This is a genomic window from Candidatus Methylobacter favarea (assembly GCF_902806695.1).
GTDB classification, from domain to species: Bacteria; Pseudomonadota; Gammaproteobacteria; order Methylococcales; family Methylomonadaceae; genus Methylobacter_B; species Methylobacter_B favarea.
Window position 1 is genome coordinate 44,052 of sequence record NZ_CADCXN010000013.1, and the last position, 22,193, is coordinate 66,244.

A 22,193-nucleotide genomic window follows, 5' to 3' on the forward strand; every position below is an offset into this window, starting at 1 on the left:
AACTGTCTTACCTTAGCTAATCGCCTTCGCTAGATTTTCGCACCCCAGACCATCAACGCGCTGAAAGCCGCGGGGTAAAGCCGAGCCTCTGTTGGCGCGGTTGCCGGCGTAATGTTCTATATCTGCGCTTTTCAGCGTTAACTGCCGCTTGCCGGCGATGATTTTTAATTGGCCGTTTTCCGGTATCGCCACAACCGAGATCACGAAATCTTTTCCGGCAGCAAAATCCGCTGCCGGAATCTGTATCAGTTTATTGCCCTTGCCTTTTGCCAGCGCCGGCAATTCGATCACAGGAAAAATCAACAGCCGGCCTTGCAAGGTTACTGTGGCGAGCAAATCGGCTTCGCTGTGCACAGGCGCAGGCTTTATCGCTTTGGCCTTATCGGGCAGGACGATAAGCTGCTTGCCGGCTTTATTCTTGCTTAACAGCTCTTTCAGTTGAACCCGGAAACCATAACCGGCATTACTGGCAAGCACATACCAGTCATCGGGATTTCCGGCCAGCAGGTGGACAAATAAGGAGCCTGCCGGCGGATTTAGCCGGCCTGTTAAAGGCTCGCCCTGAGTTCTGGCCGAAGGCAAGTCGTGTGCAGAGGTACTGTAAGTCCGGCCGGTCGAATCAAGAATATAAACCGGCTGGGTTGAGCGGCATTTTACGGCATCCAGAAAGCCGTCTCCGGAACGGTAAGCCAGACTTGCAACATCAATATCATGGCCTTTTGCCGCCCGTATCCAGCCTTTTTGCGACAGAATGACGGTTAACGGTTCATTGCTTATCAATGCCGTAGTTTCCAGCGCCTGGGCGGACTCTCTGGCAACGATGGGCGAACGGCGGTCATCGCCGTATTTTTGGGCGTCGCTTTCCAGCTCTTTTTTAATCAGCCGGTTTAATAACCGCTGCGAGGCCAATATTTTTTCCAGCGCGGCCCGCTCCTTTTCCAGGTCATTCTGCTCGCCGCGGATTTTCATTTCTTCCAGTCTGGCCAGATGCCTTAGCTTTAATTCCAGAATCGCTTCAGCCTGAATATCGGTGAGCCCAAAGCGCTGCATTAACACGGGTTTGGGATTATCCTCACTGCGAATAATCGCAATCACCTCATCAATATTCAGATAGGCAATCAGCAAGCCATCCAGAACATGCAACCTTGTCAATACCTTATCGAGACGATGCTGCAGGCGGCGTCTGACGGTTTCAGTGCGGAACGCCAGCCATTCAACCAATATCTCTTTAAGATTTTTAACCCTGGGCCGCCCGTCCATGCCGATCATATTCATATTGACGCGGTAGCTTTTTTCCAGTTCGGTGGTGGCAAACAAATGCGACATAAGCGAATCCGCATCAATACGCCTTGATTTTGGAATGATCAGCAGGCGGGTGGGGTTTTCATGATCGGATTCATCCCGCAAATCCTCAATCATCGGCAGCTTTTTCGCCAGCATCTGCGCGGCTATCTGCTCCATTAATTTTGCTCCCGAGACCTGGTGCGGCAAAGCGGTAACAACGATAACGCCCGCTTCCTGCTCATAGGTGGCGCGCATTTTTATTGAGCCGCCGCCGTTGCTGTACATTTTTTGAATGTCATCGGCTGAGGTGATGATCTCCGCTGGGGTCGGGTAATCCGGACCTTTGATATGTCTGAACAGGTCTTCCAGGGAACTGTCGGGATTATCGAGAAGTTGAATGCAGGCGCCGGCGACTTCGCGAAGATTATGCGGCGGTATATCGGTCGCCATGCCGACCGCGATGCCCATCGTGCCATTCAGCAATACATTCGGCAAGCGCGCCGGCAGCAGCACCGGTTCTTTCAGCGTGCCGTCAAAATTATCCGACCATTCAACGGTGCCTTGCCCCAGTTCGCTTAACAGGGTTTGCGCATAGCCGGTCAGGCGCGATTCGGTATAGCGCATGGCGGCAAAGGATTTTGGATCATCCGGCGAGCCCCAGTTGCCCTGCCCGTCAATCAGCGGATAACGGTAGGAAAAATCCTGCGCCATCAGCACCATGGCTTCATAGCAGGCGGTATCGCCGTGCGGATGATATTTACCCAGCACGTCGCCGACCGTTCTGGCCGATTTCTTATATTTGGCCAGGGCTGTCAAACCCAGCTCGGACATGGCATAGACAATGCGCCGCTGCACCGGTTTCAAGCCGTCGGCGATATGCGGCAAGGCGCGATCGAGAATGACATACATGGAATAATCCAGGTAGGCTTTCTCGGCAAAATCCTTTAACGGCAGTTGCTCGTAGTTTTCCTGCATCCCCACAATTACAATTCATCCTCTGATACATCTATATGCAGGGCGCGATTTTTCTCCAGGCTTTCCTCGCGTATTTTCTTGCGCATTTCCGCAGCTGCAAATAATCGTTTTTCTACTTCAGTGTCCAGTTGCAGGCTTGGAACTTCCACCGGATGGCCATGACCGTCAACAGCCACCATCGTGAAATAACACGAAGTCGTATGCCGTTTTTCTTCTGTTCGTAAATCTTCGGCCACAACTTTAACCCCGATTTCCATCGATGAGCGGCCTACATAATTGACATGTGCATAAAAAGTGACCAGTTCCCCGACATTCACCTGCTGCTTGAAGAAAACCTGATCCAGCGCCGCCGTCACCACATAATTCTTACAATATTTTGCCGCACAGGCATAAGCTACCTGATCCAGCAGTTTCAATAAGGAACCGCCATGCACGCTGCCCGAAAAATTGGCCATATCCGGCGTCATCAGCACGGTCATTGTTAGTATTTTCTCTTGTTTATTCATTTACTTGTTAATTTATTTATTAATTTAAAGGTACTTGTTTTTTAAGGTTCAGCCGGTTCCCGCAAAAGCGGGAAATCGATATAGGAAGCTCCAGCTTCCTGATATTGTATAGCTGGAGCTTCCTTGTCGCATAGGTATGTTATTTCTTAAGGATAAGAACATTGTTGATATAACGTCGAAGAGTTGTACCGTAACTTACAATGCACAGGTTTTTTCATATTATAAGCAAACGATCAAAAGGATGTTTATGATAATCGGCCAATTCAGGAATGGTTTGGGCATGATAAGGTGTTATATTCAACCATTGAGAGTCTTGGGCTTCGATCTCCTCGGCAATCTTATCGAGGGCAATGCCATTTTGCCCATGCCGTATTTTATTGCCATCTCCATACCGAAACCGGGCTGACAATTGCGCCTTCGGATTGAATGCGTTCAATGGCGGGTCGGTCATTAATTTCGCTCATCAGCCAGTCGCAAACAATACCGGTATCAAGCAGCAGGCGCATCATCTGCGCCTGAAAATAAACGTTCAGTTTGAATGTTAGTTTCTGAAAAATCCCAGCCGCTGGAATAGGCAGTTTGACCTTTCCATGCACCGGGCTCATTAACCTTGGCAGCCGTATATCTTATAATTTTAGCAAGCGGCACCCCATTGCGGGCTATCAACACTTCTTCGCCTTGCTCGGCAGCGGCTATCAAACTCGCAAACGGTTTTTGGCTTCAAGCATATTTACTTGCATGATAATTACCCTGAGCAAGGTTAGCTAATCATAATTATATTGATATTTTAGTGTCAATTAATATGGGAAAGGCTGCATTTGATCTGTTAGGCTTTGGAATAATTAAAAATTCTACTTACACTATGAAAAATTGAAAAACTTACTAAAGCTGATAGCCGCGAATAGACCAAATCTGCCGTCAAAATTGATGCCAAATTATTTTAATGCTATCCAATTTCTAGACAATATACTTATTTTGGGGCTACACCAATATGAGAAGCAAGGGCAAGGTTTTGGCACTTGAATAGGGCTATTTTTAAACTATGCTGAACTAGATAATAACTTCTTAAACTTTGTAGGAAAGTAAATGAGAATTCGAGATATAGACATTTACCATGGGGTCGTATTAAGACAAATCGCCGCCTATCCGACTTTCACATCTATAAATAACGCAACAAACAGAAATGGATTTTACCAAATAAATGGAGATAAGCGCATTCTCATAAAATATTCAACAGCAGAAGCTAATGAGTGGCAATTTACCTTCTGCAATGATGACTTTGAAGAATTAACTCACTATGAGTCTTTTATTGTTTTAGTGTGTGGTACATATACTATTTGTTTATTATCAATTGACAGTATACAAGAAATATTGGATATGGATGATGACTCACCGAAATGGATAAGGATAACTTATATTAATGATAGTTGCATGCACGTAAGAGGACCGTTAGGTGATTTACCGGATACTATTAAACATGATGCATTCCCCCAGGGTCTTTTCGGTGCTGTAACAGCAGAGCAAGAAGCATATGCGTGGCCGCCATTCAGCAAGCTTAATTGTTACAGCCAGCCACCAGAACTAATTTTATCTTCTAAGAATAGGATGCTAGACCTTGCCGATAATTTGACAGATGAAGTGAACTTTGAAGAGGATGCGATAGTTTATTTAGGATTATCAACGATAAGCCATCTTTGGGATGCTTGGACTGAGGAGAATTTAATAATAATCGAAAATCTAATCAGGTATGACTTAGAATTTGATGGCTTCAATGTTGAAATTGAACGTGTTACAGACCAAGGTATGCTGTGCGATCAAGAATTTTTATGGGAACTGAATATTTCTACTGCGTTAGAAAACGAAGCAGAGGAGGATGAAAACGATGATTAAGAAGAGGTAAGAGAAGTAACAGCAGCATTCCCAACATTGGTATTATCAAGAGGAAATTCTCTTTGTTCTATCGAGATTGACGTTGACGCTCTGTCACAAGATGAAAATTACCACTATGAGAACTGGCAATATGGGAGCTATGATGATTTTATAAAGAGTATAACAGCAAGATGGGTAAGAGAAAATCGTTTTCAAAAAACAGGCACAATATGGGCTTGGGGGACGCCAAGCGTTAACTTTCATCATCAAAGTTATTCTGTATATTATGCAGTGTTAGGGATGCCAAAAGAGTTCAGAAAATACTTAGACCAAGAAGTTGCCGTGTTAGGAAAATATGTGCGTGCTCGTTCCGACTATGTGATCCCAAACTACGCGAACGGGTGGAGCGCAAGATGTCATATACAAGATGGTAAAGCTTGGGAAGTACTCGATACAGCATCATGGAAAGAAATCAACGTCTAAAAGGAGCGGCATTCCTACTGCCCAAAAACCTCGGCAAGCTAAGTCATTATTTTTTCAAAAATATTTAAATGACCGGAATGGGCTAAGCTTCTACCTGCCCGAGCAAGGCCTGATGTTTTTCATCTATAGCGATCACATATATTTTCCCCCTCTAAGATCCGGGCCGTTAAAGACAGATAATTAGCCCTTCGTTAAAAATTATAGGGGGCTTCATCAAGAGCTTGCAGAGAGCAGCCAGTCTAGTTAAGCCGTTGCCTCACACTATATCGGCCAAATTACCCTTGGCTTCCAGCCACATTTTCCTGTCCAGGGAGCGTTTTTTGGCCAGCAATAAATCAAGCTGTCCGCCAGTGTCGTCATTTTCGCTTACCGTTAGCTGAACCAGCCGCCGGGTGTCAGGATTCATCGTGGTTTCCCGAAGCTGGCCGGGATTCATTTCGCCCAGGCCTTTAAAGCGCTGGACATTGATCTGGCCTTTGAGTTTTTCGGCTTTAATCCGATCCAGAACGCCTTGGCGTTCGGATTCATCCAGGGCGTAAAACACGCGCTTGCCGACATCGATTCTATATAACGGCGGCATCGCGACAAAGACATGGCCAGCTGCGACCAGGGCGTTAAAGTGCTGGTAAAACAGGGCGCAGATCAGGGTAGCAATGTGGTTGCCGTCAGAATCGGCGTCCGCCAGAATGCATACCTTGCCGTAGCGCAGGTTCTGCAGATTGCAGGAGCCGGGTTCAATGCCCAAAGCGACAGCGATATCGTGGACTTCCTGTGAAGCCATCACCTGATCGGATTCGACCTCCCAGGTATTAAGAATCTTGCCGCGCAGCGGCATAATCGCCTGAAAATCCCGCTCCCGCGCCTGTTTCGCCGAACCGCCGGCCGAGTCGCCTTCGACCAGGAATAATTCAGTCCGGCCGATATCCTGTGCCGAGCAGTCCGCCAGTTTACCCGGCAGGGCGGGGCCTGAAGTGATTTTCTTGCGGATGATCTTTTTATTGGAGCGCAGCCGGTTTTGTGCACTGGAGATGATAATCTCGGCGATTTTCTCGCCTTCGGACGGGTTCTGGTTTAACCACAGACTGAAGCTGTCCTTGGCGACGCCCGAGACAAACGCCACACACTCGCGCGAACTCAGGCGCTCTTTGGTCTGGCCGGAAAACTGCGGCTCCTCCAGTTTAACCGACAGCACGAAATGGCAGTTTTCCCAGACATCTTCCGGGGCGACCTTGACGCCGCGCGGCAGGATATTCCTAATATCGCAAAACTCCCGCATGGCTTCCGTCAAACCGGCGCGCAAGCCGTTGACATGGGTTCCGCCCTGCGCGGTCGGCACGAGGTTAACATAACTTTCGGTCAGTATTTCAGGTGGATTTTCCAGGGCCCAGACTATGCCCCATTCGACCGCCTCATGATCAGCAGACATCTTGCCCATAAACGGTTGTGCCGGGTAAAACTCGATATCGCCTATGCGATCCAGCAAATATTCTTTAAGGCCGTCCTGGTAGCACCAGACATAGTCTTCATCCGTCGGCTCGACTTTCAGGCTAATCTTCAAGCCGGGGCATAAAACCGCCTTGGCGCGCAAGACATGTTTTAGCTTTGGAACCGAAATTTTATTGGAATCGAAATATTTTTCATTCGGCCAGAACCGTATTGCCGTGCCGGTATTGTTCCGGCCTACCGAGCCGGTTTCAGCCAATTCGGTTTGCTTGTCGCCATCGGCAAATTCCATATGGTAGATCCTGCCGTTTCTTTTGACATCTATGTCCAGCTTTGACGATAAGGCATTAACGACAGACACGCCCACGCCATGCAGACCGCCGGAAAACTGGTAGTTTTTATTGGAAAATTTCCCGCCCGCATGCAGTTGGGTCAGAATCACCTCAACGCCGGGAATACCTTGCTCCGGATGCATATCAACCGGCATGCCGCGGCCGTTGTCGCTAACCAGCACGGAGCCGTCCTTATATAAAATGACCTCAATGCTATCCGCATGACCGGCTATCGCTTCATCAACGCTGTTGTCAACGACTTCCTGTACCAGATGATTGGGCCGGGTGGTATCGGTATACATGCCCGGACGTTTTCGAACCGGCTCAAGCCCGCTTAAAACCTCTATCGCCGCGGCGTTATATTCATTTCTCATACTTCTTGGTTACTCACAATCCACTTTATAGCCCTGGTTCATAGCCCGAGCGGGTAAACTCATCATCGTATCATTAAAGTATTTTTATCTGCATAGTGTAGATAAAAATATAGCCACGAGTTTGAAGCAGAGAAGATATTATCGAGGAGCGCGTTGTTGCTTAGATAAAACCTGGATGAGCGGACAGCGGTAAGTCAGAAAATAAGCCAATGTAATTGATTGCTTGGCTTTCAGAGAGGAAAGAATGCGCTCAAACCTGCTTATTAACAGCGCAGGTACCGGAAAGATGCTAAAGAGTTGAGCCATATTTTAGGATGGAGAATGGCGAACAGGCGATTCAGAGCCTGGCGTGAGCGCAGGCTATAAGGAACGGCCGGGACACATCTGGCATTAGTGGTCGCGTGCAATTGCCATTTATGGCCTGGTGCCAAAAACCGGCTTTCGCAAAAATTGCGACTTCCCACAGTTTGAAATTGCTCAGAGGAACCTGAACTGGACAGGTTATACTGTATTCTGAACGTTTTAAAATACCTGACAAAGAAGCACTTCTACAGTAATTTAATGAAAAACGCCCAAGCGGAATGGATTTTCAATTCATAAAAGACAGCATTTCTTCCTCGCCCGCGTTTGTTCTGGATGCAGAGGAGATTATTAACAGCTTGAAAGTTTTGAATATTTTACGCCACCAATGTGGCTGCAAGATCTTATATTCAATCAAGTCATTACCTTTATCCTCGGTTCTGGACATAGCAAAACCCTTGGTTGACGGCTTTTCGGTCAGCTCTTTATTTGAAGCGCGGCTGGCAGATGAGATTTTAGCGGGGCAGGGCGGCATTCATTTAACGACACCAGGCCTAAGGCCGGATGAATGGGATGAGATGGCGCCTTTGCTTACCCATATCAGTTTCAATTCGCTAACACAATATCAGCGCTTTGCTTTCAAATCCAGGGCGCGCGCATCCATTGGTCTACGGGTTAATCCCAAGCTGTCCTGGGTTAATGATGATCGGTTTGATCCGTGCCGGCAGTATTCCAAACTGGGTGTGAGTATCGATGAATTATGGCAATCGTCATGCCTGGATCAAATTAAAGGACTGCATATTCATAACATTTTTGCAGCAACCGATTTTACGCCGCTGATTAAAACCATTGACAAGCTTCGCGGTTATTTTGGCAAAAGCCTGGCGCAGCTTGACTGGCTGAATCTGGGCGGCGGTTATTTGTTTAATGTGATTAATGACCACAGTCCATTTATTGATCTGGTTAAAAAACTGAAAGATGATTTTAAGCTTGAAGTTTATATTGAGCCGGGTAAAGCAGTCGTTGGCAATGCCGGCTATTTAGTGAGCACGGTTATTGATGAGTTTACCAGCGACGGTAAAAGGGTTGCGATACTGGATACATCGGTCAATCATAATCCCGAAGTATTTGAGTATCAGCGCCGGCCTGAATTACATGAGCAGGACTCAAACGGGCGCTATTCGGCTATTTTGGCAGGCTGTACATGCCTGGCCGGCGACGTATTTGGCGAATATCGTTTCACCGAACCCTTGCAGGCAGGCGACAGACTGGTCTTTAAAAATGTCGGCGCCTACAGCCTGATTAAAGCCAACCGGTTTAACGGCTATAACCTGCCCGCCATCCATGTATATAAGTCGGCACAGATAAAAAAAATCAGACACTATGATTATTACGATTATCGCCGGCAATGGGTGCTGGATGAATGAGTGTTGACAGGTAAGATATTCCGATCGGCTAGCGATTCAAAAAAGCAGGAGTTCAAAATGAAAGCAATACTAATGACGGCTACGGGCGATCCTGATGTTTTAAAGCTTCAGGATATTAAAGAACCTGAGATTTCTATGCCCGCGCAGATCAATGTCCAGCTGAAGGCGGCCGGCGTTAATCCAGTCGATACCAAGATCAGGCGGAATGGCTTGTTTTATGAAAGTGCCTTGCCTGCTGTATTGGGTTGTGATGGCGCCGGTATAGTTACCGAGGTGGGCAGTTCAGTCAAACAATTTAAAGCCGGTGACAAGGTCTGGTTTTGTCATGGCGGCTTGGGGCAAGAACAGGGAAATTACGCAGAATATAATGTGATTGATGCGCGTTGGGCCAGCTTGATGCCCGAGACATTTTCATTTGTGGAGGCAGCCGCCGCTCCTCTGGTGTTAATTACTGCCTGGGGCGCTTTGTTTGACCGCGGCGGCTTGCAGAAAGGGCAGACCGTGCTCATCCATGCCGGCGCCGGGGGAGTCGGTCATATGGCGATACAACTGGCAAAATTAAAAGGAGCCAGAGTAATTACTACGGTGAGTTCGGTGCAAAAAGCCGAATTTGTTAAAAGCCTGGGCGCTGATGAGGCAATTATTTATACCCAAAACGGTTTTGCCGATGCGGTAAACAATCTTACCGGAAGCAAAGGCGCTGATCTGGTTTTCGATACGGTAGGCGCAGCTGTATTTAAGGAGAGTATTGCAGTAACTGCCCATTTTGGCCGACTGGTCACTTTGCTGGATCCGGGGGAGTTGAGCCTGAGCGAAGCCAGAATGCGAAATTTATTGATTGGCTTCGAACTGATGTTAACGCCGATGCTCAGAGATTTACCTGAAGCAAGAGACAGGCATGTAGAAATTTTAAATCAATGTGCACAATACGCTGATAAAGGGCTATTAAAACCATATATCAGTAAACATCTGTCGCTGGAAGATTCCGCTGAAGCGCACAGGTTGATTGAAACCGGGCATACGACTGGAAAAATCGTTTTATCTTCAGAATGAAGCCGCTTTAAAAAATATTCTCTGTACATGATAAAGATTAAGGGGGGGTTGACGGTCATCGGCAATACGCCATTACCGATACATGGCGGGTTTCCTGAAGCAGGCAGACCCCTCAAGGGTTTTGTCCCAGTGGCCACTGGCAACCCTGCCCGTGCACCAGGCGCAGAGGCTGAGATTAACCCGGCATCGGCCTAATCGCCCCGGTTGCGGCAGTGGCCCCAGGCCGCCTGGCTTCAGCGCAGCCAAGCCACGTTCCACCTAAGTTTTATGGTCCCGGCCTAACAGCTGATACTGGTATTTTCAATGCGCATAAAAAACACGCTTTTTGTTCAAAAGCCAGCCCATCCATTTCGCGCCGCTAACTCCGGCTCAGCCGGCAGACTCTTGAGTCAGTTTTTGCCCTACCGTCTGATGAAGCGCTTTAAGCTTTAATAGGGCAATGCGCTCCCGGTGCTTGGACCAGAGCATTTATCTATGACGTAGAAACATAACCCGAATGCCTGAAGAGATTGAGGCATTCATCAGCCTGAAACTTATCCATTAGTTTAGCAATGAGCTGCCAAAACTTATTGTAAGTGCGCTCCGCAGCCTTGCGCAGGAGCGCCTTCAGCTTGGCAAAGACCGGCTCGATCGGATTCAGGTCAGGACTATAGGGCGGCAGGTATTTGATCGTTGCCGCATGCGCCTCAATAATGTCCTGGACTGGCCCCAGTTGGGAGCACAGATAGTCATTGAAGGCTTCGCCCGTCATGGCCTGGTTAAGGCACCCGGGGGCCGTAAGCCGGTCGGCACGCAAGCGGGCAATAAAGGTCATGGTTTGCCAATGACCTGCCGGTGCGGTATCCCGGCAGCGAGCACCGCCTAAGGCCCGTCCATAGCGACAGATCAGGTCCGTAGATACGCCCGTTTCATCCAGAAACACCCGTTTCGACATAGCACAGGTTTGTTGCCAGGCTTGCCAGTGCTCTCGGGCTATAGCGACATCCTCGCGCTGCTGTTCACTGGCGACCAGCGTTTTTTATAACGATAGACCAGTTGGTACCGGATAAACTTAGCAATGGCCGAAATCGAAACACTCACCGCCTGTTCTTGTTCCAGCCAGCTCTGCAGGTTATTCAGCGTCATCGCCGGGTGGTTCTCTAGCTGCTCCCTGAGGGCGGTTCATACGGTTCCAGCCGCGAGCGTCTGTAGCCGCCAAAGGGCTTGCCTTGAACGGCTCCGGTTCCACGCCGCAAGGCGCGCATTTGGCAGACAAAGGCCTGGCTGACCTTGTATTGCAAAGCCACGGCCCGCACGGTGTTGCCTGCGGCAACCGCTTCGGCCACGGGCTGCGTAAATCTTCTGAATAAGGCTTGGGCATGATGAAAACTTGCTCATAGCGTTTAACACGAGGTTAGTTTATATATGTTATATCTATGCAATAACTGCTCTAGAAGCAGCTTGGGGCCCCCCTTAAGAATTTAACCTTGTGCCGTAGATCACTTCTGTCTCACTTCTGATGCCAGCTTAGAAGGTAGCGGCGTTTGTCACGAACAGGCTGCGCTAGCCTTGAGCGACGCGGGCGTCACATCTCGATGGTTAAGCCGGAGCAAATGACAGACTTCGGCCGCAGCTTGGTTATTCTTACCAAGACCAACGGCCTCGGCTGTTTGATGTTAGCCCGATCGCGCCTTGCTCAGCCCCGGCCTTGGCAACCGCCCGCCTGTAAAGCGCGGCTATTGCAGGCTCTGCTGTTTTGCCGCGAAGCCATTGCCCAGAATTTACAACGCGAGCGTAACCGCCTGGAAAAAAACGGTTCAAATCGATACCATTATGAATTACTCGGCAGGGTTACTGGGATAACAAGGCGCTATTTTTTTTTCACAATCGGCAAGCCAGTGACTGGGAGTAATTAGATGAAAAGTTTTGCCAGTCCATGCCTTGCGTTTACGAGGCCAGACCCAGGCCCAGGTCCAGCCCGGAATACTCATCAGGTCGATTATCGTCGAAGTATCCTTAGCGATATCGGCAAGAGGACTGTAAGTCGTTGTGATGCTCGGCACCGCTAAATGGCCTCATCTCACGCTTCGTGCAATAAATGGACTTTCTTTATCCGACCGATTTCTTCTATCTAAATCATTTTATCGCCAAACCAATGCAAGTTTACGAGGTCAACGTCACTCTTGTTTATCCAGTCCGCAAGAAAAGTAGTTCAGAAACTTAGCAATGACAGTAACTTTGCGTAGTCCCTTTAAGCTTCATGGATTCAATCAAGGTAATTTTCAAAAAATACCCGGCAATCCCATAATTAGCTTCTAATTATCTTCTCATACAGCGTCAAATACTGCTCCGCAACTGTTCGGTAAGAAAACTTGAAAACAGCATCTGCCCGAGCATTTGCTCGCAGTTTTGAATGCCGGATATCATCACTCAGAATCCACTGAATCCCCCCAGCTAAATCTTCAGTATCAAATACCTTCGCTAGCCAACCGGTTTTTTTATGAGTTACAATATCTGGCAAACCGCAGGTATCGAAGGCAATGACGGGCGTTCCACAAGCATGTGCTTCAGATGCGGTTTGTCCAAAGGCTTCTTGCCGCGAAGGCACCACCATTACATCAGCAGCGGCGTAAAGTAAGCGCAGACTGAGATCATCATGCAAATGACCTGCATAGTGAACTGGAAAGCCAAGATCAACAGAGGTTTCCGGTGCAAGCTGCCCGAATACGACCAGTTCCAAGCCTGGCATCTGTCCCCGCAAATGGTCAAGTGCGGATTTCAGCAAATCGAATCCCTTGCGAGGGTCTTTTGCACCGCCCATTGCGCCAAAGAGCAGTAAAGGCGCAGCAGGGGGCAGATGCAGCATTTGTCTCGCTATAGTCTTATCCACAGGCTGCCAAGCATCGGTATCAATGGCGTTTGGAATTACGCTTACGGGCCATTCACGCATCAGTGCGCTTTGCCTTACGCAGTCCGCCAGCCAACGGCTGGGGGTGACGATATGCAGAGGCTGTTTCCAATTCTTACGCTTGCGTTGCCATGTCCAACGGTTGAGGTCAAAACCACTTTCATAGTTCGGGCGATTGCTGGGGAGATAACCTTCACGCCAGCGAAAATCCTCAGTATAGTGCTCCGCCCCGCAAAAGGCCCACATATCGTGTAAAGTCCATACTAGAGGCTTTTTCAGTTCGCCGACATCTGAAATTGATAGCATTTCGCCAGTGATCCAGTGGATGTGCAACAGGTCTGCGTTTAAAGCATTGAGACGGGCGGGCCAGCGCGAAGAGAAGATCGCCGGCGAATGCAGGACAGGGTTGCCGGTGTGTAGCATTTTATTCAGCAACCCCCCCAAAGGCCTGCGGACATTGACTACTACCTTTTCCCACTTGGTTGTGGGCCCTCGCACCGTCCAGTCCCCTGCAGCGGCGCTATTGACCATCATAGTTGAATCGACATCATGCCGTCTTAAGGCGTGGTGAATACGGTAGGTTGCGCGGGCGGCACCGCCGTCAATATCTGAATGATTGATCAGAGCGACTTTCACGAACGCAATACCAAGGATTTGATTCGAGAGAGAGACATATGCACCTGATTGAAAGGCTGTCCAAACAGACGTGAAACGGTTTCCGCACGACGTGCTCTGGCAAGGTTAAGGCGACCGACACGTTTAAAAACCAGTGCATGTGAGGCACCCTCCACAGTGCCTAGATATCGAAGGCCAAGCGACTCCATTACCCAAGGGAAAGTGTGCCTAAAGTGGTAGGTTGATGGCAAATGGCACTGTATGACGGGATAAAAACAATTGGCGAAAATCAATCGACCCTCTTCAGTCACTGCATTGGCAATTTGATAGGCGAGGAAGAGAGGATCTTCGAGGTGTTCAAGCACATCCTGAGCTATTATTGCGTCATAGCCGCTTGCAGACAGATCCGAAACAAAACGAATGCGTGGCTCGTTTCTAAGCCGTTCTAATCCGACACGTGAGGGATAAGGCTCAACGATGGAAACAACCGCATCAGGAATAGCATGGCACATCGCCCGCGCTAATTCACCAAATCCGCCCCCATAATCAGCAATCGATTTCACTCCAAGCAATTTAAGATGATTCGAAATAGCAATCCGATGCGAAAAAGAAACAGGATCGAGAGCGGTGAAAATACCATTCATCAGCCAGACAGGATGGCCGTAATAATCACCAATATTTTGAGAAGCGAAAGGCCGTCTATTATCCAGGTTAAGCTCATGCCAAACCCGATCCATCTCCTCCCATACCCACTCTACCGTGGGTAACTCTTGTGGAAGTCCTTTCAAATAGTCAGTCTCAGCCTGAGAAAGCCATGTACTGGGCACGCTATAGCCCCAGATTAAAATATTATCCATTATCCCCCCAAAATGACTCCTATTATGACACAGCGGGCACCGTTCAGCTCTCTGCAATAGGTATTAACTAACATGATTTGAATTGATGCCCATGCCGTCTTAGTGTATAAGGAAAGTAATAAACAGTCCCGGCCCCAGCGCTAAGATTAGGAGTGATTTATGACTCCTTCCTATTTTCATTTCCGCAAGTTTAACCACTTTTTTACGGATCGCATTGTTGACCGCACTCGTCCGGTGGCAATGAGGGTAAAAATCTCTCTTACTTTTGGTTTGACTTGAGGATAACCATGCATTGAAATGATCAGCGATGACTTTTCAAAACGCGTAAGAGGTTGAAGTTTTTTGGTAAGATTTTCTTTTGCCAAGCGAATTTTTTTTTCATTTCCTGTAGTTATCCTGGCATTGCCGTGTATTTCATCAAGCACACAACTTGTGCGGCCGATATTAACAAAATCACCAAATATCCTGGCCATCCTAATCCACAAATCCCAATCCTGCCAAGCCGGCATTGCCTTATCAAAAAGACCGGCTTCTATATAATGGCTTCTTGGAGCAAAAACCAAACTGCCGACCAGATTTGTCTTCCTTAAATTCTGATAAGTAACGACCTGCTTTTGATGGCGGATAACTCGCCCATTAGCCGTAATAATCTGCACAGAATCAAATAATCCTGCCACGGATTCTGAGGTTTCCCATCGTTTTACAAATTGATCAATCCTGTCCGGGGCGAAATAATCATCATCGTCGAGTCCTGTCACAAAATTACCGGTGCTTGCTAAGATAGCAGCGTTTCTTGCAGCGCATGCTCCCTGACTTTCTTCGTTTCGTATTATAACCGTCCCGCTAGTTTGATTTTGCTGTTGTAGGTAACTCCACGTTTCATCTGTTGAGCCATCATCAACGACAATAATTTCGATATTTTTATATGTCTGAGCTTTAACAGAGTTAATCGCTCTGGCTAGTAATTCTAATCGGTTTTTTGTGGGTATAAAAACGGAAACTAAAGGTTCGTTATGACTTTTCACTTACAGATATTCCACATTAGCTTGTTTGTTAATTCAGTGATGGATGGGCAATGCTTATCTGCCAACCTTTTATTCTAATCCAATGCCAACATGCTGTAGAAATAATCAATATTCGGCAAGTGCATAACCAGCAAATATTTGACGAACTAGAGTTTTCAATGACCTCCAGCTCTTATTTCAAGTACATGGTGCGCTGCATTGGTCTGCCGTTACAATTTGCTATGGCTTAGGCATTGCCGCCGCCAATCCATTGGTCAACAGCGCCGCTCAAACTTATTGAGCGCCCTTCTCCTGTGGAGTATGGGCGCGGCATGGAAAAGCCAACCACTTGCCCAACAAGTTAGGGTTAATTCGGCCTGCAAACGTGAGCCTTATTCGCTACTGTTTTTCACGCGTTTGTTCCAGAGATAGTCAGCATATAGAATAAAGCCTAATCAAATCTGGCAATCAGTTACTACTATCAAGCCTTGTATTGAAGGGTTCCTGGGTTCCTGATTTTGTCAGGATAGGTCAGAGTCAGACTCGATATTCCATGGCGCAGCGATTAGGCGCTACGGGCAGACCATCAAGCCGCCCGTAATGAGGTGCAATATCCTTACCCCAGAAGTAGACCGGCACTATTTAACAAACGAATTTTTAGAAGTATTTGTATCTGGCCTGCGCTTTACTATTAATTCCATCATCGCCCTGAGCCATTCACGATTTGCACTGTAGCTAAGCGCCAAATATAGCGGTACGGATACGACTCCTCCCAGTATTAAACGAATAGGAGCGCCATTGAATTGTAAAGCGATCAAATAGGCTGGCAATAGGCTTAACAGCGCCAACACCAGCGGCCGCAATGTGGCAACAGAGAAATTAAAAAGACTTAGCCTGCAAAGTGGCCGAACCAGAAAAAACCATCCAGGCACGAATAAAAATATATACAAACCCAGGAGAGCCCAGGTCAGGCCCGCTGCTCCATATTTGGAACCGAACCACATCACTGGAGGAAGAATTAATAGCATTGTCAAATTCCACTTCAACGATAAATCGGCGCGCCCCATACCGAATAATAGGCTGCCGACCGGGTTCATCGTTGATCGGAAGAAACCCCAAGCCGCCAAGACGCGCAACAAAGGTGCTGAAGATTGCCATCCATCCCCAAGCATGATCATGACAATTTCTGGGGCAAAGACAGCGATGCCCACATAAAGCGGTGCGTTAGTAGAAGCTGTCATGTTCATTGTCTTGAGGTAGATAGACCCGACACGCACTACATCATTCTGTACCTGGGCGATGAGTGGGAAGCCGACTCGAGTGATAATTGGATTGACCATGAACTGAAGCTGCAAAACGAGATTGCGTGGCACGCTATAAAGTCCAAGTTGCGAGGCGCCTAGCAAGCGGCCGCCCAACAGCAGGTCTACCGTCATGTTAATCTGGTTGACTATGTTGTTAGCCACCATCGCGCCGCCAAATTTTAAATAAGGCCGCACATCCTTCATACGCAAGCGCCACATCGGCCGCCAGCCCCGGGCCATAAACATCCAGGCAAATGCAGTACTGAAAAATGCTGAAACAATTCCGCCGAGCACCAGCGAATACACACCCCATCCCGAAAAGGCTGCTGACAGCGACGCAATAAAACCTAAAATTGCCACTGCAATTTCCAACAACATAATCGGGCGAAAATCCAGTTCTTTCTCAGCGGCCAACCGCACTTGCACGCCCAGCGTTCCGAGTATGAAAGTGGACGCGCTTAGCATCATCAATGGGCTCAGACGTTTATCGCCAAAGAACCACGCTAGCAGAGGACTGGCTGCGATGACTAGAAGGGTCAATCCGACGCTTAAAACAACATTCAGCCAAAAAAGGCTCGAGCGTTGTTCCAAAGTTACATCCCGGCGCTGCATAAAAGCGCTGTTGAGGCCAAGGTCAGCGAATAGAGCCGTAAAACTCAGCACTACACCTACCATCGCCATCAGGCCATAATCTTCGGGCGACAGTAATCGAGCAAGTACAGTCACTTGAACAACTTGCAAGGCTGCACGCACTATTGCCGCGATTGTCGTCCAGCGCACGGCAGAAAAGGATTTAGATTTGAGTGTCACGGTTTCTTTGCAACCACGACATACCCAGCGGTCTCATTTTCTGCTTTCCAATGTTTCGAAAGCAATGGATTAATCTGTTGATTTATCCACCAGAATGGGATGAGAATACCCCTGACAAACCCTCTGATAAGAGGTAATGTTTGATAGTTCAGTTTAAGAAACCCCATCTCCCAGAACCCCGTTGTTTCCTCGACGTAAATATCGATAAACCCGGCTTTTTTTAACATGTAATCCAGGCCGTGGCGGGTATATCGATAATAATCCCAAGGAGCTTCATGAACCCACCACTGAAAAGGCACTGATAAAAGAACATTACCTTGTCTTTTCAATATCCTGTTTGACTCGTTCAACATTGTTTGCGGTTCGCTCAAGTGCTCAAGAACCTCGAACGAGACAACTGTATCGGCAACGTCAGAATCTATTGGCAATTTATTATTAAGGTCCGGGACGACATCGCAGTTTTGTCCATGAATACAATTTGACCAATCGACCCCGAAGTATTCCCTAGCTTGTTTCATTATGTCCTGTTCGTAAGGACGGACTCCGCATCCGAGATCGTATACACGCCCTCTCAACAGAGATAAATCTTTTTTAACGCGATCATTTACAACCTTTTTAATCAGCCAGTTATGCGCGAACTTGTCTTCAACATGCATTTTTAAAATAAATCTCTTCTAATTTATGTGTGCATTTAAGAATGTCCATCTTATCTAGGATGTGTCGCCGGGCAGCTTGTCCGAATTTATTAGCAAGGTTGTCATCGATAAGCAACCTTGCTAGCGCCTCTTGTATGGCACCGACATCTTTCTCTTTGTGGGCATACCCGGTTACCCCATTTACAATTCCCTCTGTCGAGCCGCCAAGTGCAGAGGTAATAACCGGAACACCTGATGCCTGCGCCTCAAGGATTACAATCCCTAACCCCTCGGCATCTCCATTTACCGATGTAATGCTCGGCAGACAGAATACGCGGGCTTCGCCCAGTCTTTCACGCACTTGTTCGCTTGTTTGCGCACCAAGAAATCTGGCACGAACACCATTATTGTCAGCATATTCTTTCAACTCATTTTCGAGCGGTCCCGATCCGATAATTATTAAGTCATACTCCGGGAATTGATCCTGAATACCCAGAAATGCTTCAAGGAGGTACTGACAGCCTTTTTTCTCAACCAAGCGGCCCACGTATAGAACCTCTCTGCGTCTGGCGAGTGGCTTGGGCCCTGGAAAAAATGTTTGAGTATCGACACCAATATAACTGACGTCAATTTTGTCAGCTGGAATACCGTATTCAACCGCGCGATTCTTAATGGCTTGTGAAACAGCTATGAAATGGACATTTCTTTCCTTGGCAATGCTTAAGAGGCATGACGGATATCTCTTCATCCAGTATCCTCCATTTCCACTCTCCCACCATTGTCTGTAAATATTAATATCAAACCCATGCAAAGTCACGAGCATGGGAAGACTTAATGCCTTTGCCAAGGGCCACGCATGCTCAACCTCTGTGCCAAAATGCGCATGAACCAATTGTGCCTTTTCTTTTTTTAATAACTCAACGTCAGATTTTAATGACCATTGCATTAATAACCGAATCCGTCTCATCTTTCCAGAGAACCAGGAGTAGTTATTATCAAGCAAACGGATATCTAAACCCGTTAAATCCAATCCATTTTCAACTAGATCCTTTCCTACCAGGATAGGTTTCCACCCAGACAAATTTATACATTGTTCCTTGATAAAGGTTTCCGATAGCGGAAGCAGGCTTGATTTTAAAACCAATACCTTGGGCTTTGACTTGGCTGATGGCTCATCCATTAGATATTTCTCATGCAATCAATATAAAGGAAAAAAGATCAAACCCGTTCTTTTAAAGACGCTGGGATGCTGGTATAAAGCTGCATGCTACAGTTATACCGCAGGTCATAATCTCATACATTTTCGTTACTGCCACTGTGCGCTAACGCCGAATGAATAACTTGTTGGCTTAGCCAGAGACTGGCGGTCGAGCATCCTGTTTACTGCTCCAAGGATGGATATTGCGAAAAAAATTGCTGCCAGGGTGACAGAGACTATTAGGCTTCGTTCGCGGCAAAACGTGTTTAACGCTCTGCCTTCAAAACCGGTGCCGGACACGACTGATTCAAAACGCTGTGCCCGGGTGGAGTATATAGGCCATTGATGATTTATAGGTTTTGTCGCCGGGGTTGATCTTGATAATTTAAGCCCGCCTCTCAGAGTAAACACAGAGAGATTCAACTCATCGGCAATCAGTGACTGCTTGAGTGCACCTTTGCAGGATATGGGCAAGAGCTTGTTCTTTAAATTCTTCATAAGGGCTTTGCATTTTTTTAATCTCTACAAAATCTTAGCGGGGGTAACCAGCCTGGGCCTGATATAGAGGAGTAAAGATAAAGTGTTTAGATGTCCATAATAAAACTGAATATCCTATATCTGTTTCACCCAGTCGTTAGCATGCATGTAGTTTATTCATTACTGTTGCTATATCCCCAGTAACTATTTCATTTATAAAGCTTCTACTCAGGCAAAAAGATGATACTATCAAATCCCGTTCATTTTTAGAGGGGGGGGATAATACGAAGTCAACAATAGATCTTCCCGCTGCAGGTCGACCAATACCTATTCTTAGCCGATAAAAATCCTTTGAGCCTAAATGAGCAATAATATCCTTTAAGCCATTATGGCCTGCGTGGCCTCCCTCTTTTTTAAGTTTTACAATGCCGGCATCAAAATCCAGATCATCATGAATAACCAGAATCTCTTCGGGGGCCAGCTTGTAAAAGCGAGCGATTTTCCCAACAGCCTCTCCGCTTCGATTCATAAACGTCTCAGGTTTTAATAGCATTACCTTTCTGCCGGCTATGTCACACGCTGAAAATAATCCTTGAAACTTAGGTTCATTAATCCAGACACCGCCTAATTCATCTGCCAGTGCCTCTAAAAACAAAAACCCGGCATTATGCCGGGTTTTTGCATATTGTTGCCCCGGATTTCCTAAGCCAACAAGGAGTCTAATCACTTTTTATTCCGGGGCGGCTTCTTCGGAGGTCTCGTCGTCCTTACTTACTTTTGAAGACATCATGGAAACAACAGGAAGGTCATGTTCGGGGCCTTGGGCCAAGACCACAATTTCAAGCCCTGGCGGCAGCACAATATCCGAAAGATGCAGTGAATCGCCAATGTCCAGACTGGCAAGATCTACTTCCAGATACTCAGGCAAGGCCGCGGCCACGCAAGAAACCTCCACATCCACCAGGGAATGGGCTGCAATACCTCCTTTTTTACCACCAATAGAAATGGCTTCGTTGATAAAATGCAAAGGTACATGTACTTTCAACACTTCTGACAGCGTAACCCGTTGAAAATCAATATGCATAACCTGGAGTTTTTGAGGATTACGCTGGATATTCTTAAGAATGGCTTTTTCAGTTGTTCCATTCACGCTTACGTCTAATACATGAGAATAAACAGCTTCATGATCAAGATGCTTAATGACGTCATTATGGCTCAGCGTCAACATTTGCGGCTCTCTATGTCCACCATATATTATTGCCGGCACCTTACCTTGACGGCGCACTCTTTTTGCTGCGCCTTTACCTGATTGCCCACGATTTTCGGCAACAAATTCAAATACATCAGACATTGTTTTTCTCACTTTTGTGCATAAAACACATAAATTCTATTATTTAAATCATCAATCTACGTAAAGCGAACTGACAGATTCGCCTACCGCTATACGTCTTATTGTTTCAGCGAGCATTTCTGCAACACTTAACGGCCTTATTTTTCCTGATTTAACTGCATCTTCACTCAATGGTATAGTATCGGTAACAACTAATTCATCAAGTGCGGAGCTGCTTAAATTTTTTATAGCAGGACCTGACAGAACAGCATGGGTGCAATACGCCACCACTTTAATTGCTCCATGAGTTTTTAATGCTTCAGCTGCACTGCACAGAGTGCCGGCCGTATCCACCAGGTCGTCAATTAGTATACAAATACGTCCATCGACGTCGCCTATAATGTGCATTATTTCTGCAACATTCGCTTTTGGCCTGCGTTTATCTATAATGGCAAGGTCAGCATCATCCAATCGTTTTGCAAGTGCCCGCGCTCTGACAACACCCCCTACATCAGGCGAAACAACAATTAAGTCATTATACTTTTGCCGCCAGACATCCCCCAGAAGGATGGGTGATGAGTAAACATTGTCAACCGGTATATCAAAAAATCCTTGAATCTGATCAGCGTGCAAATCTACAGTAAGAACACGATCCGCACCGGCGTGTTCAATCATTTTAGCCACAAGCTTGGCGCTAATCGGCACCCGAGCTGATCGAGTTCTTCTGTCCTGGCGGCCATAGCCATAATAGGGCATGACCGCCGTAATACGGGACGCTGATGCCCGCTTGAGGGCATCAATCATCACCAGTAATTCCATCAAATTTTCATTGGTAGGCGAACAGGTAGGCTGAATAACAAAAACATCCTTACCTCTAACATTTTCCTCAATCTCTACTGCAATTTCTCCGTCACTGAATCTGCCGACGGTCGCCATTCCCAAACGCATATTAAGCTTCTTGACTATACCTTCTGATAAAGCCGGATTAGCATTGCCGGAAAACACCATTATAGAGGTATCATTCATCCAG

General features: G+C 47.1%; 23 protein-coding genes. 4 read left to right on the top strand and 19 right to left on the bottom strand.

Features of this window, described 5'->3' with window-relative positions; all coding sequences use genetic code 11:
- Window positions 1–12: 12 nt before the first annotated feature.
- The 4 genes from parC to HUX64_RS01875 all read right to left on the bottom strand — a co-directional run bounded on the left by parC (window position 13) and on the right by HUX64_RS01875 (window position 3,464).
- Window positions 13–2,259, bottom strand: coding sequence for a DNA topoisomerase IV subunit A (parC, locus tag HUX64_RS01860; protein ID WP_174624545.1), 2,247 nt, complete (start codon window positions 2,257–2,259; stop codon window positions 13–15).
- An 8-nt stretch (window positions 2,260–2,267) separates the two neighbouring features.
- The gene (locus tag HUX64_RS01865) at window positions 2,268–2,765 is read right to left on the bottom strand and encodes an acyl-CoA thioesterase (RefSeq protein WP_174624546.1); all 498 of its coding nucleotides are present in this window, start codon (window positions 2,763–2,765) and stop codon (window positions 2,268–2,270) included.
- Between the two features lie 214 nt (window positions 2,766–2,979).
- Entirely contained in the window at window positions 2,980–3,216 is a 237-nt protein-coding gene (locus HUX64_RS19505; protein ID WP_246246870.1) for a PIN domain-containing protein, read from the bottom strand.
- Between the two features lie 38 nt (window positions 3,217–3,254).
- Window positions 3,255–3,464, bottom strand: a complete 210-nt coding sequence (locus tag HUX64_RS01875) for a type II toxin-antitoxin system Phd/YefM family antitoxin (RefSeq protein ID WP_246246871.1) — start codon at window positions 3,462–3,464, stop codon at window positions 3,255–3,257.
- Between the two features lie 387 nt (window positions 3,465–3,851).
- On the opposite strand from HUX64_RS01875, the gene HUX64_RS01880 reads away from it, so the two are divergent.
- Together HUX64_RS01880 and HUX64_RS01885 are read left to right on the top strand one after the other, a co-directional pair.
- Entirely contained in the window at window positions 3,852–4,655 is an 804-nt protein-coding gene (locus tag HUX64_RS01880) for a hypothetical protein (protein WP_174624547.1), read from the top strand.
- 36 nt (window positions 4,656–4,691) lie between these two features.
- Window positions 4,692–5,117 (top strand): hypothetical protein, encoded by a 426-nt coding sequence (locus tag HUX64_RS01885; RefSeq protein WP_174624548.1) that lies wholly within the window; start codon window positions 4,692–4,694, stop codon window positions 5,115–5,117.
- 256 nt (window positions 5,118–5,373) lie between these two features.
- Here the strand turns inward: HUX64_RS01885 and parE are convergent, their stop codons facing one another.
- Entirely contained in the window at window positions 5,374–7,266 is a 1,893-nt protein-coding gene (gene parE / locus HUX64_RS01890) for a DNA topoisomerase IV subunit B (RefSeq protein WP_174624549.1), read from the bottom strand.
- A 581-nt stretch (window positions 7,267–7,847) separates the two neighbouring features.
- Here parE and HUX64_RS01895 point away from each other — a divergent pair.
- Window positions 7,848–8,993 carry a type III PLP-dependent enzyme domain-containing protein gene (locus HUX64_RS01895; protein WP_174624550.1) on the top strand — a complete coding sequence of 382 codons (1,146 nt, stop codon included), beginning with the start codon at window positions 7,848–7,850 and terminating at the stop codon, window positions 8,991–8,993.
- 57 nt (window positions 8,994–9,050) lie between these two features.
- Complete coding sequence (locus HUX64_RS01900) at window positions 9,051–10,046, top strand: zinc-dependent alcohol dehydrogenase family protein (protein ID WP_174624551.1); 996 nt, start codon at window positions 9,051–9,053, stop codon at window positions 10,044–10,046.
- A 472-nt stretch (window positions 10,047–10,518) separates the two neighbouring features.
- Here the strand turns inward: HUX64_RS01900 and HUX64_RS20225 are convergent, their stop codons facing one another.
- The 14 genes from HUX64_RS20225 to HUX64_RS01970 form a co-directional block, all read right to left on the bottom strand.
- Window positions 10,519–10,980, bottom strand: coding sequence for a transposase (locus HUX64_RS20225; protein ID WP_174624552.1), 462 nt, complete (start codon window positions 10,978–10,980; stop codon window positions 10,519–10,521).
- Window positions 10,981–11,018: 38 nt separating this feature from the next.
- Window positions 11,019–11,171 carry a hypothetical protein gene (locus tag HUX64_RS01910; RefSeq protein ID WP_174624553.1) on the bottom strand — a complete coding sequence of 51 codons (153 nt, stop codon included), beginning with the start codon at window positions 11,169–11,171 and terminating at the stop codon, window positions 11,019–11,021.
- Between the two features lie 14 nt (window positions 11,172–11,185).
- Entirely contained in the window at window positions 11,186–11,341 is a 156-nt protein-coding gene (locus HUX64_RS01915) for a hypothetical protein (protein WP_174624554.1), read from the bottom strand.
- Between the two features lie 522 nt (window positions 11,342–11,863).
- Complete coding sequence (locus tag HUX64_RS01920; RefSeq protein ID WP_174624555.1) at window positions 11,864–12,088, bottom strand: hypothetical protein; 225 nt, start codon at window positions 12,086–12,088, stop codon at window positions 11,864–11,866.
- A 245-nt stretch (window positions 12,089–12,333) separates the two neighbouring features.
- A complete protein-coding gene (locus HUX64_RS01925; protein ID WP_174624556.1) occupies window positions 12,334–13,569 on the bottom strand; it encodes a glycosyltransferase family 4 protein in 1,236 nt (411 codons plus the stop codon).
- Window positions 13,566–14,405 (bottom strand): class I SAM-dependent methyltransferase, encoded by an 840-nt coding sequence (locus tag HUX64_RS01930; RefSeq protein WP_174624557.1) that lies wholly within the window; start codon window positions 14,403–14,405, stop codon window positions 13,566–13,568. Before HUX64_RS01930 ends, HUX64_RS01925 begins: the two co-directional genes overlap by 4 nt.
- A 176-nt stretch (window positions 14,406–14,581) precedes the next feature.
- Entirely contained in the window at window positions 14,582–15,430 is an 849-nt protein-coding gene (locus HUX64_RS01935) for a glycosyltransferase family 2 protein (RefSeq protein WP_174624558.1), read from the bottom strand.
- Window positions 15,431–16,047: 617 nt separating this feature from the next.
- Window positions 16,048–17,523: an MOP flippase family protein gene (locus HUX64_RS01940; protein WP_174624559.1), complete on the bottom strand. Its 1,476-nt coding sequence runs from the start codon at window positions 17,521–17,523 to the stop codon at window positions 16,048–16,050.
- Entirely contained in the window at window positions 17,520–18,179 is a 660-nt protein-coding gene (locus HUX64_RS01945) for a methyltransferase domain-containing protein (protein WP_174624560.1), read from the bottom strand. The genes HUX64_RS01940 and HUX64_RS01945 overlap by 4 nt, the downstream gene beginning before the upstream one ends.
- Window positions 18,169–19,338: a glycosyltransferase gene (locus tag HUX64_RS01950; protein WP_174624561.1), complete on the bottom strand. Its 1,170-nt coding sequence runs from the start codon at window positions 19,336–19,338 to the stop codon at window positions 18,169–18,171. Before HUX64_RS01950 ends, HUX64_RS01945 begins: the two co-directional genes overlap by 11 nt.
- 126 nt (window positions 19,339–19,464) lie before the next feature.
- On the bottom strand, window positions 19,465–19,854 hold the full coding sequence (locus tag HUX64_RS01955; RefSeq protein ID WP_174624562.1) for a hypothetical protein: 390 nt from the start codon (window positions 19,852–19,854) through the stop codon (window positions 19,465–19,467).
- Window positions 19,855–19,990: 136 nt separating this feature from the next.
- Entirely contained in the window at window positions 19,991–20,560 is a 570-nt protein-coding gene (gene pth / locus HUX64_RS01960) for an aminoacyl-tRNA hydrolase (RefSeq protein WP_174624563.1), read from the bottom strand.
- A 3-nt stretch (window positions 20,561–20,563) separates the two neighbouring features.
- Window positions 20,564–21,184 (bottom strand): 50S ribosomal protein L25/general stress protein Ctc, encoded by a 621-nt coding sequence (locus tag HUX64_RS01965; RefSeq protein ID WP_174624564.1) that lies wholly within the window; start codon window positions 21,182–21,184, stop codon window positions 20,564–20,566.
- Window positions 21,185–21,235: 51 nt separating this feature from the next.
- Window positions 21,236–22,189, bottom strand: coding sequence for a ribose-phosphate diphosphokinase (locus tag HUX64_RS01970; protein WP_174624565.1), 954 nt, complete (start codon window positions 22,187–22,189; stop codon window positions 21,236–21,238).
- Window positions 22,190–22,193 lie beyond the last annotated feature (4 nt).

Excerpts from the sequence above, each read along its gene's own strand:
- parC (WP_174624545.1), bottom strand. The coding sequence starts at position 2,259 with ATGCAGGAAAACTACGAGCAACTGCCGTTAAAGGATTTTGCCGAGAAA.
- HUX64_RS01865 (WP_174624546.1), bottom strand. The coding sequence starts at position 2,765 with ATGAATAAACAAGAGAAAATACTAACAATGACCGTGCTGATGACGCCG.
- HUX64_RS19505 (WP_246246870.1), bottom strand. The coding sequence starts at position 3,216 with ATGACCGACCCGCCATTGAACGCATTCAATCCGAAGGCGCAATTGTCA.
- HUX64_RS01880 (WP_174624547.1), top strand. The coding sequence starts at position 3,852 with ATGAGAATTCGAGATATAGACATTTACCATGGGGTCGTATTAAGACAA.
- parE (WP_174624549.1), bottom strand. The coding sequence starts at position 7,266 with ATGAGAAATGAATATAACGCCGCGGCGATAGAGGTTTTAAGCGGGCTT.
- HUX64_RS01895 (WP_174624550.1), top strand. The coding sequence starts at position 7,848 with ATGGATTTTCAATTCATAAAAGACAGCATTTCTTCCTCGCCCGCGTTT.
- HUX64_RS01900 (WP_174624551.1), top strand. The coding sequence starts at position 9,051 with ATGAAAGCAATACTAATGACGGCTACGGGCGATCCTGATGTTTTAAAG.
- HUX64_RS20225 (WP_174624552.1), bottom strand. The coding sequence starts at position 10,980 with ATGTCGAAACGGGTGTTTCTGGATGAAACGGGCGTATCTACGGACCTG.
- HUX64_RS01910 (WP_174624553.1), bottom strand. The coding sequence starts at position 11,171 with ATGACGCTGAATAACCTGCAGAGCTGGCTGGAACAAGAACAGGCGGTG.
- HUX64_RS01930 (WP_174624557.1), bottom strand. The coding sequence starts at position 14,405 with ATGGATAATATTTTAATCTGGGGCTATAGCGTGCCCAGTACATGGCTT.
- HUX64_RS01945 (WP_174624560.1), bottom strand. The coding sequence starts at position 18,179 with ATGCATGTTGAAGACAAGTTCGCGCATAACTGGCTGATTAAAAAGGTT.
- HUX64_RS01950 (WP_174624561.1), bottom strand. The coding sequence starts at position 19,338 with ATGGATGAGCCATCAGCCAAGTCAAAGCCCAAGGTATTGGTTTTAAAA.
- HUX64_RS01955 (WP_174624562.1), bottom strand. The coding sequence starts at position 19,854 with ATGAAGAATTTAAAGAACAAGCTCTTGCCCATATCCTGCAAAGGTGCA.
- HUX64_RS01965 (WP_174624564.1), bottom strand. The coding sequence starts at position 21,184 with ATGTCTGATGTATTTGAATTTGTTGCCGAAAATCGTGGGCAATCAGGT.
- HUX64_RS01970 (WP_174624565.1), bottom strand. The coding sequence starts at position 22,189 with ATGAATGATACCTCTATAATGGTGTTTTCCGGCAATGCTAATCCGGCT.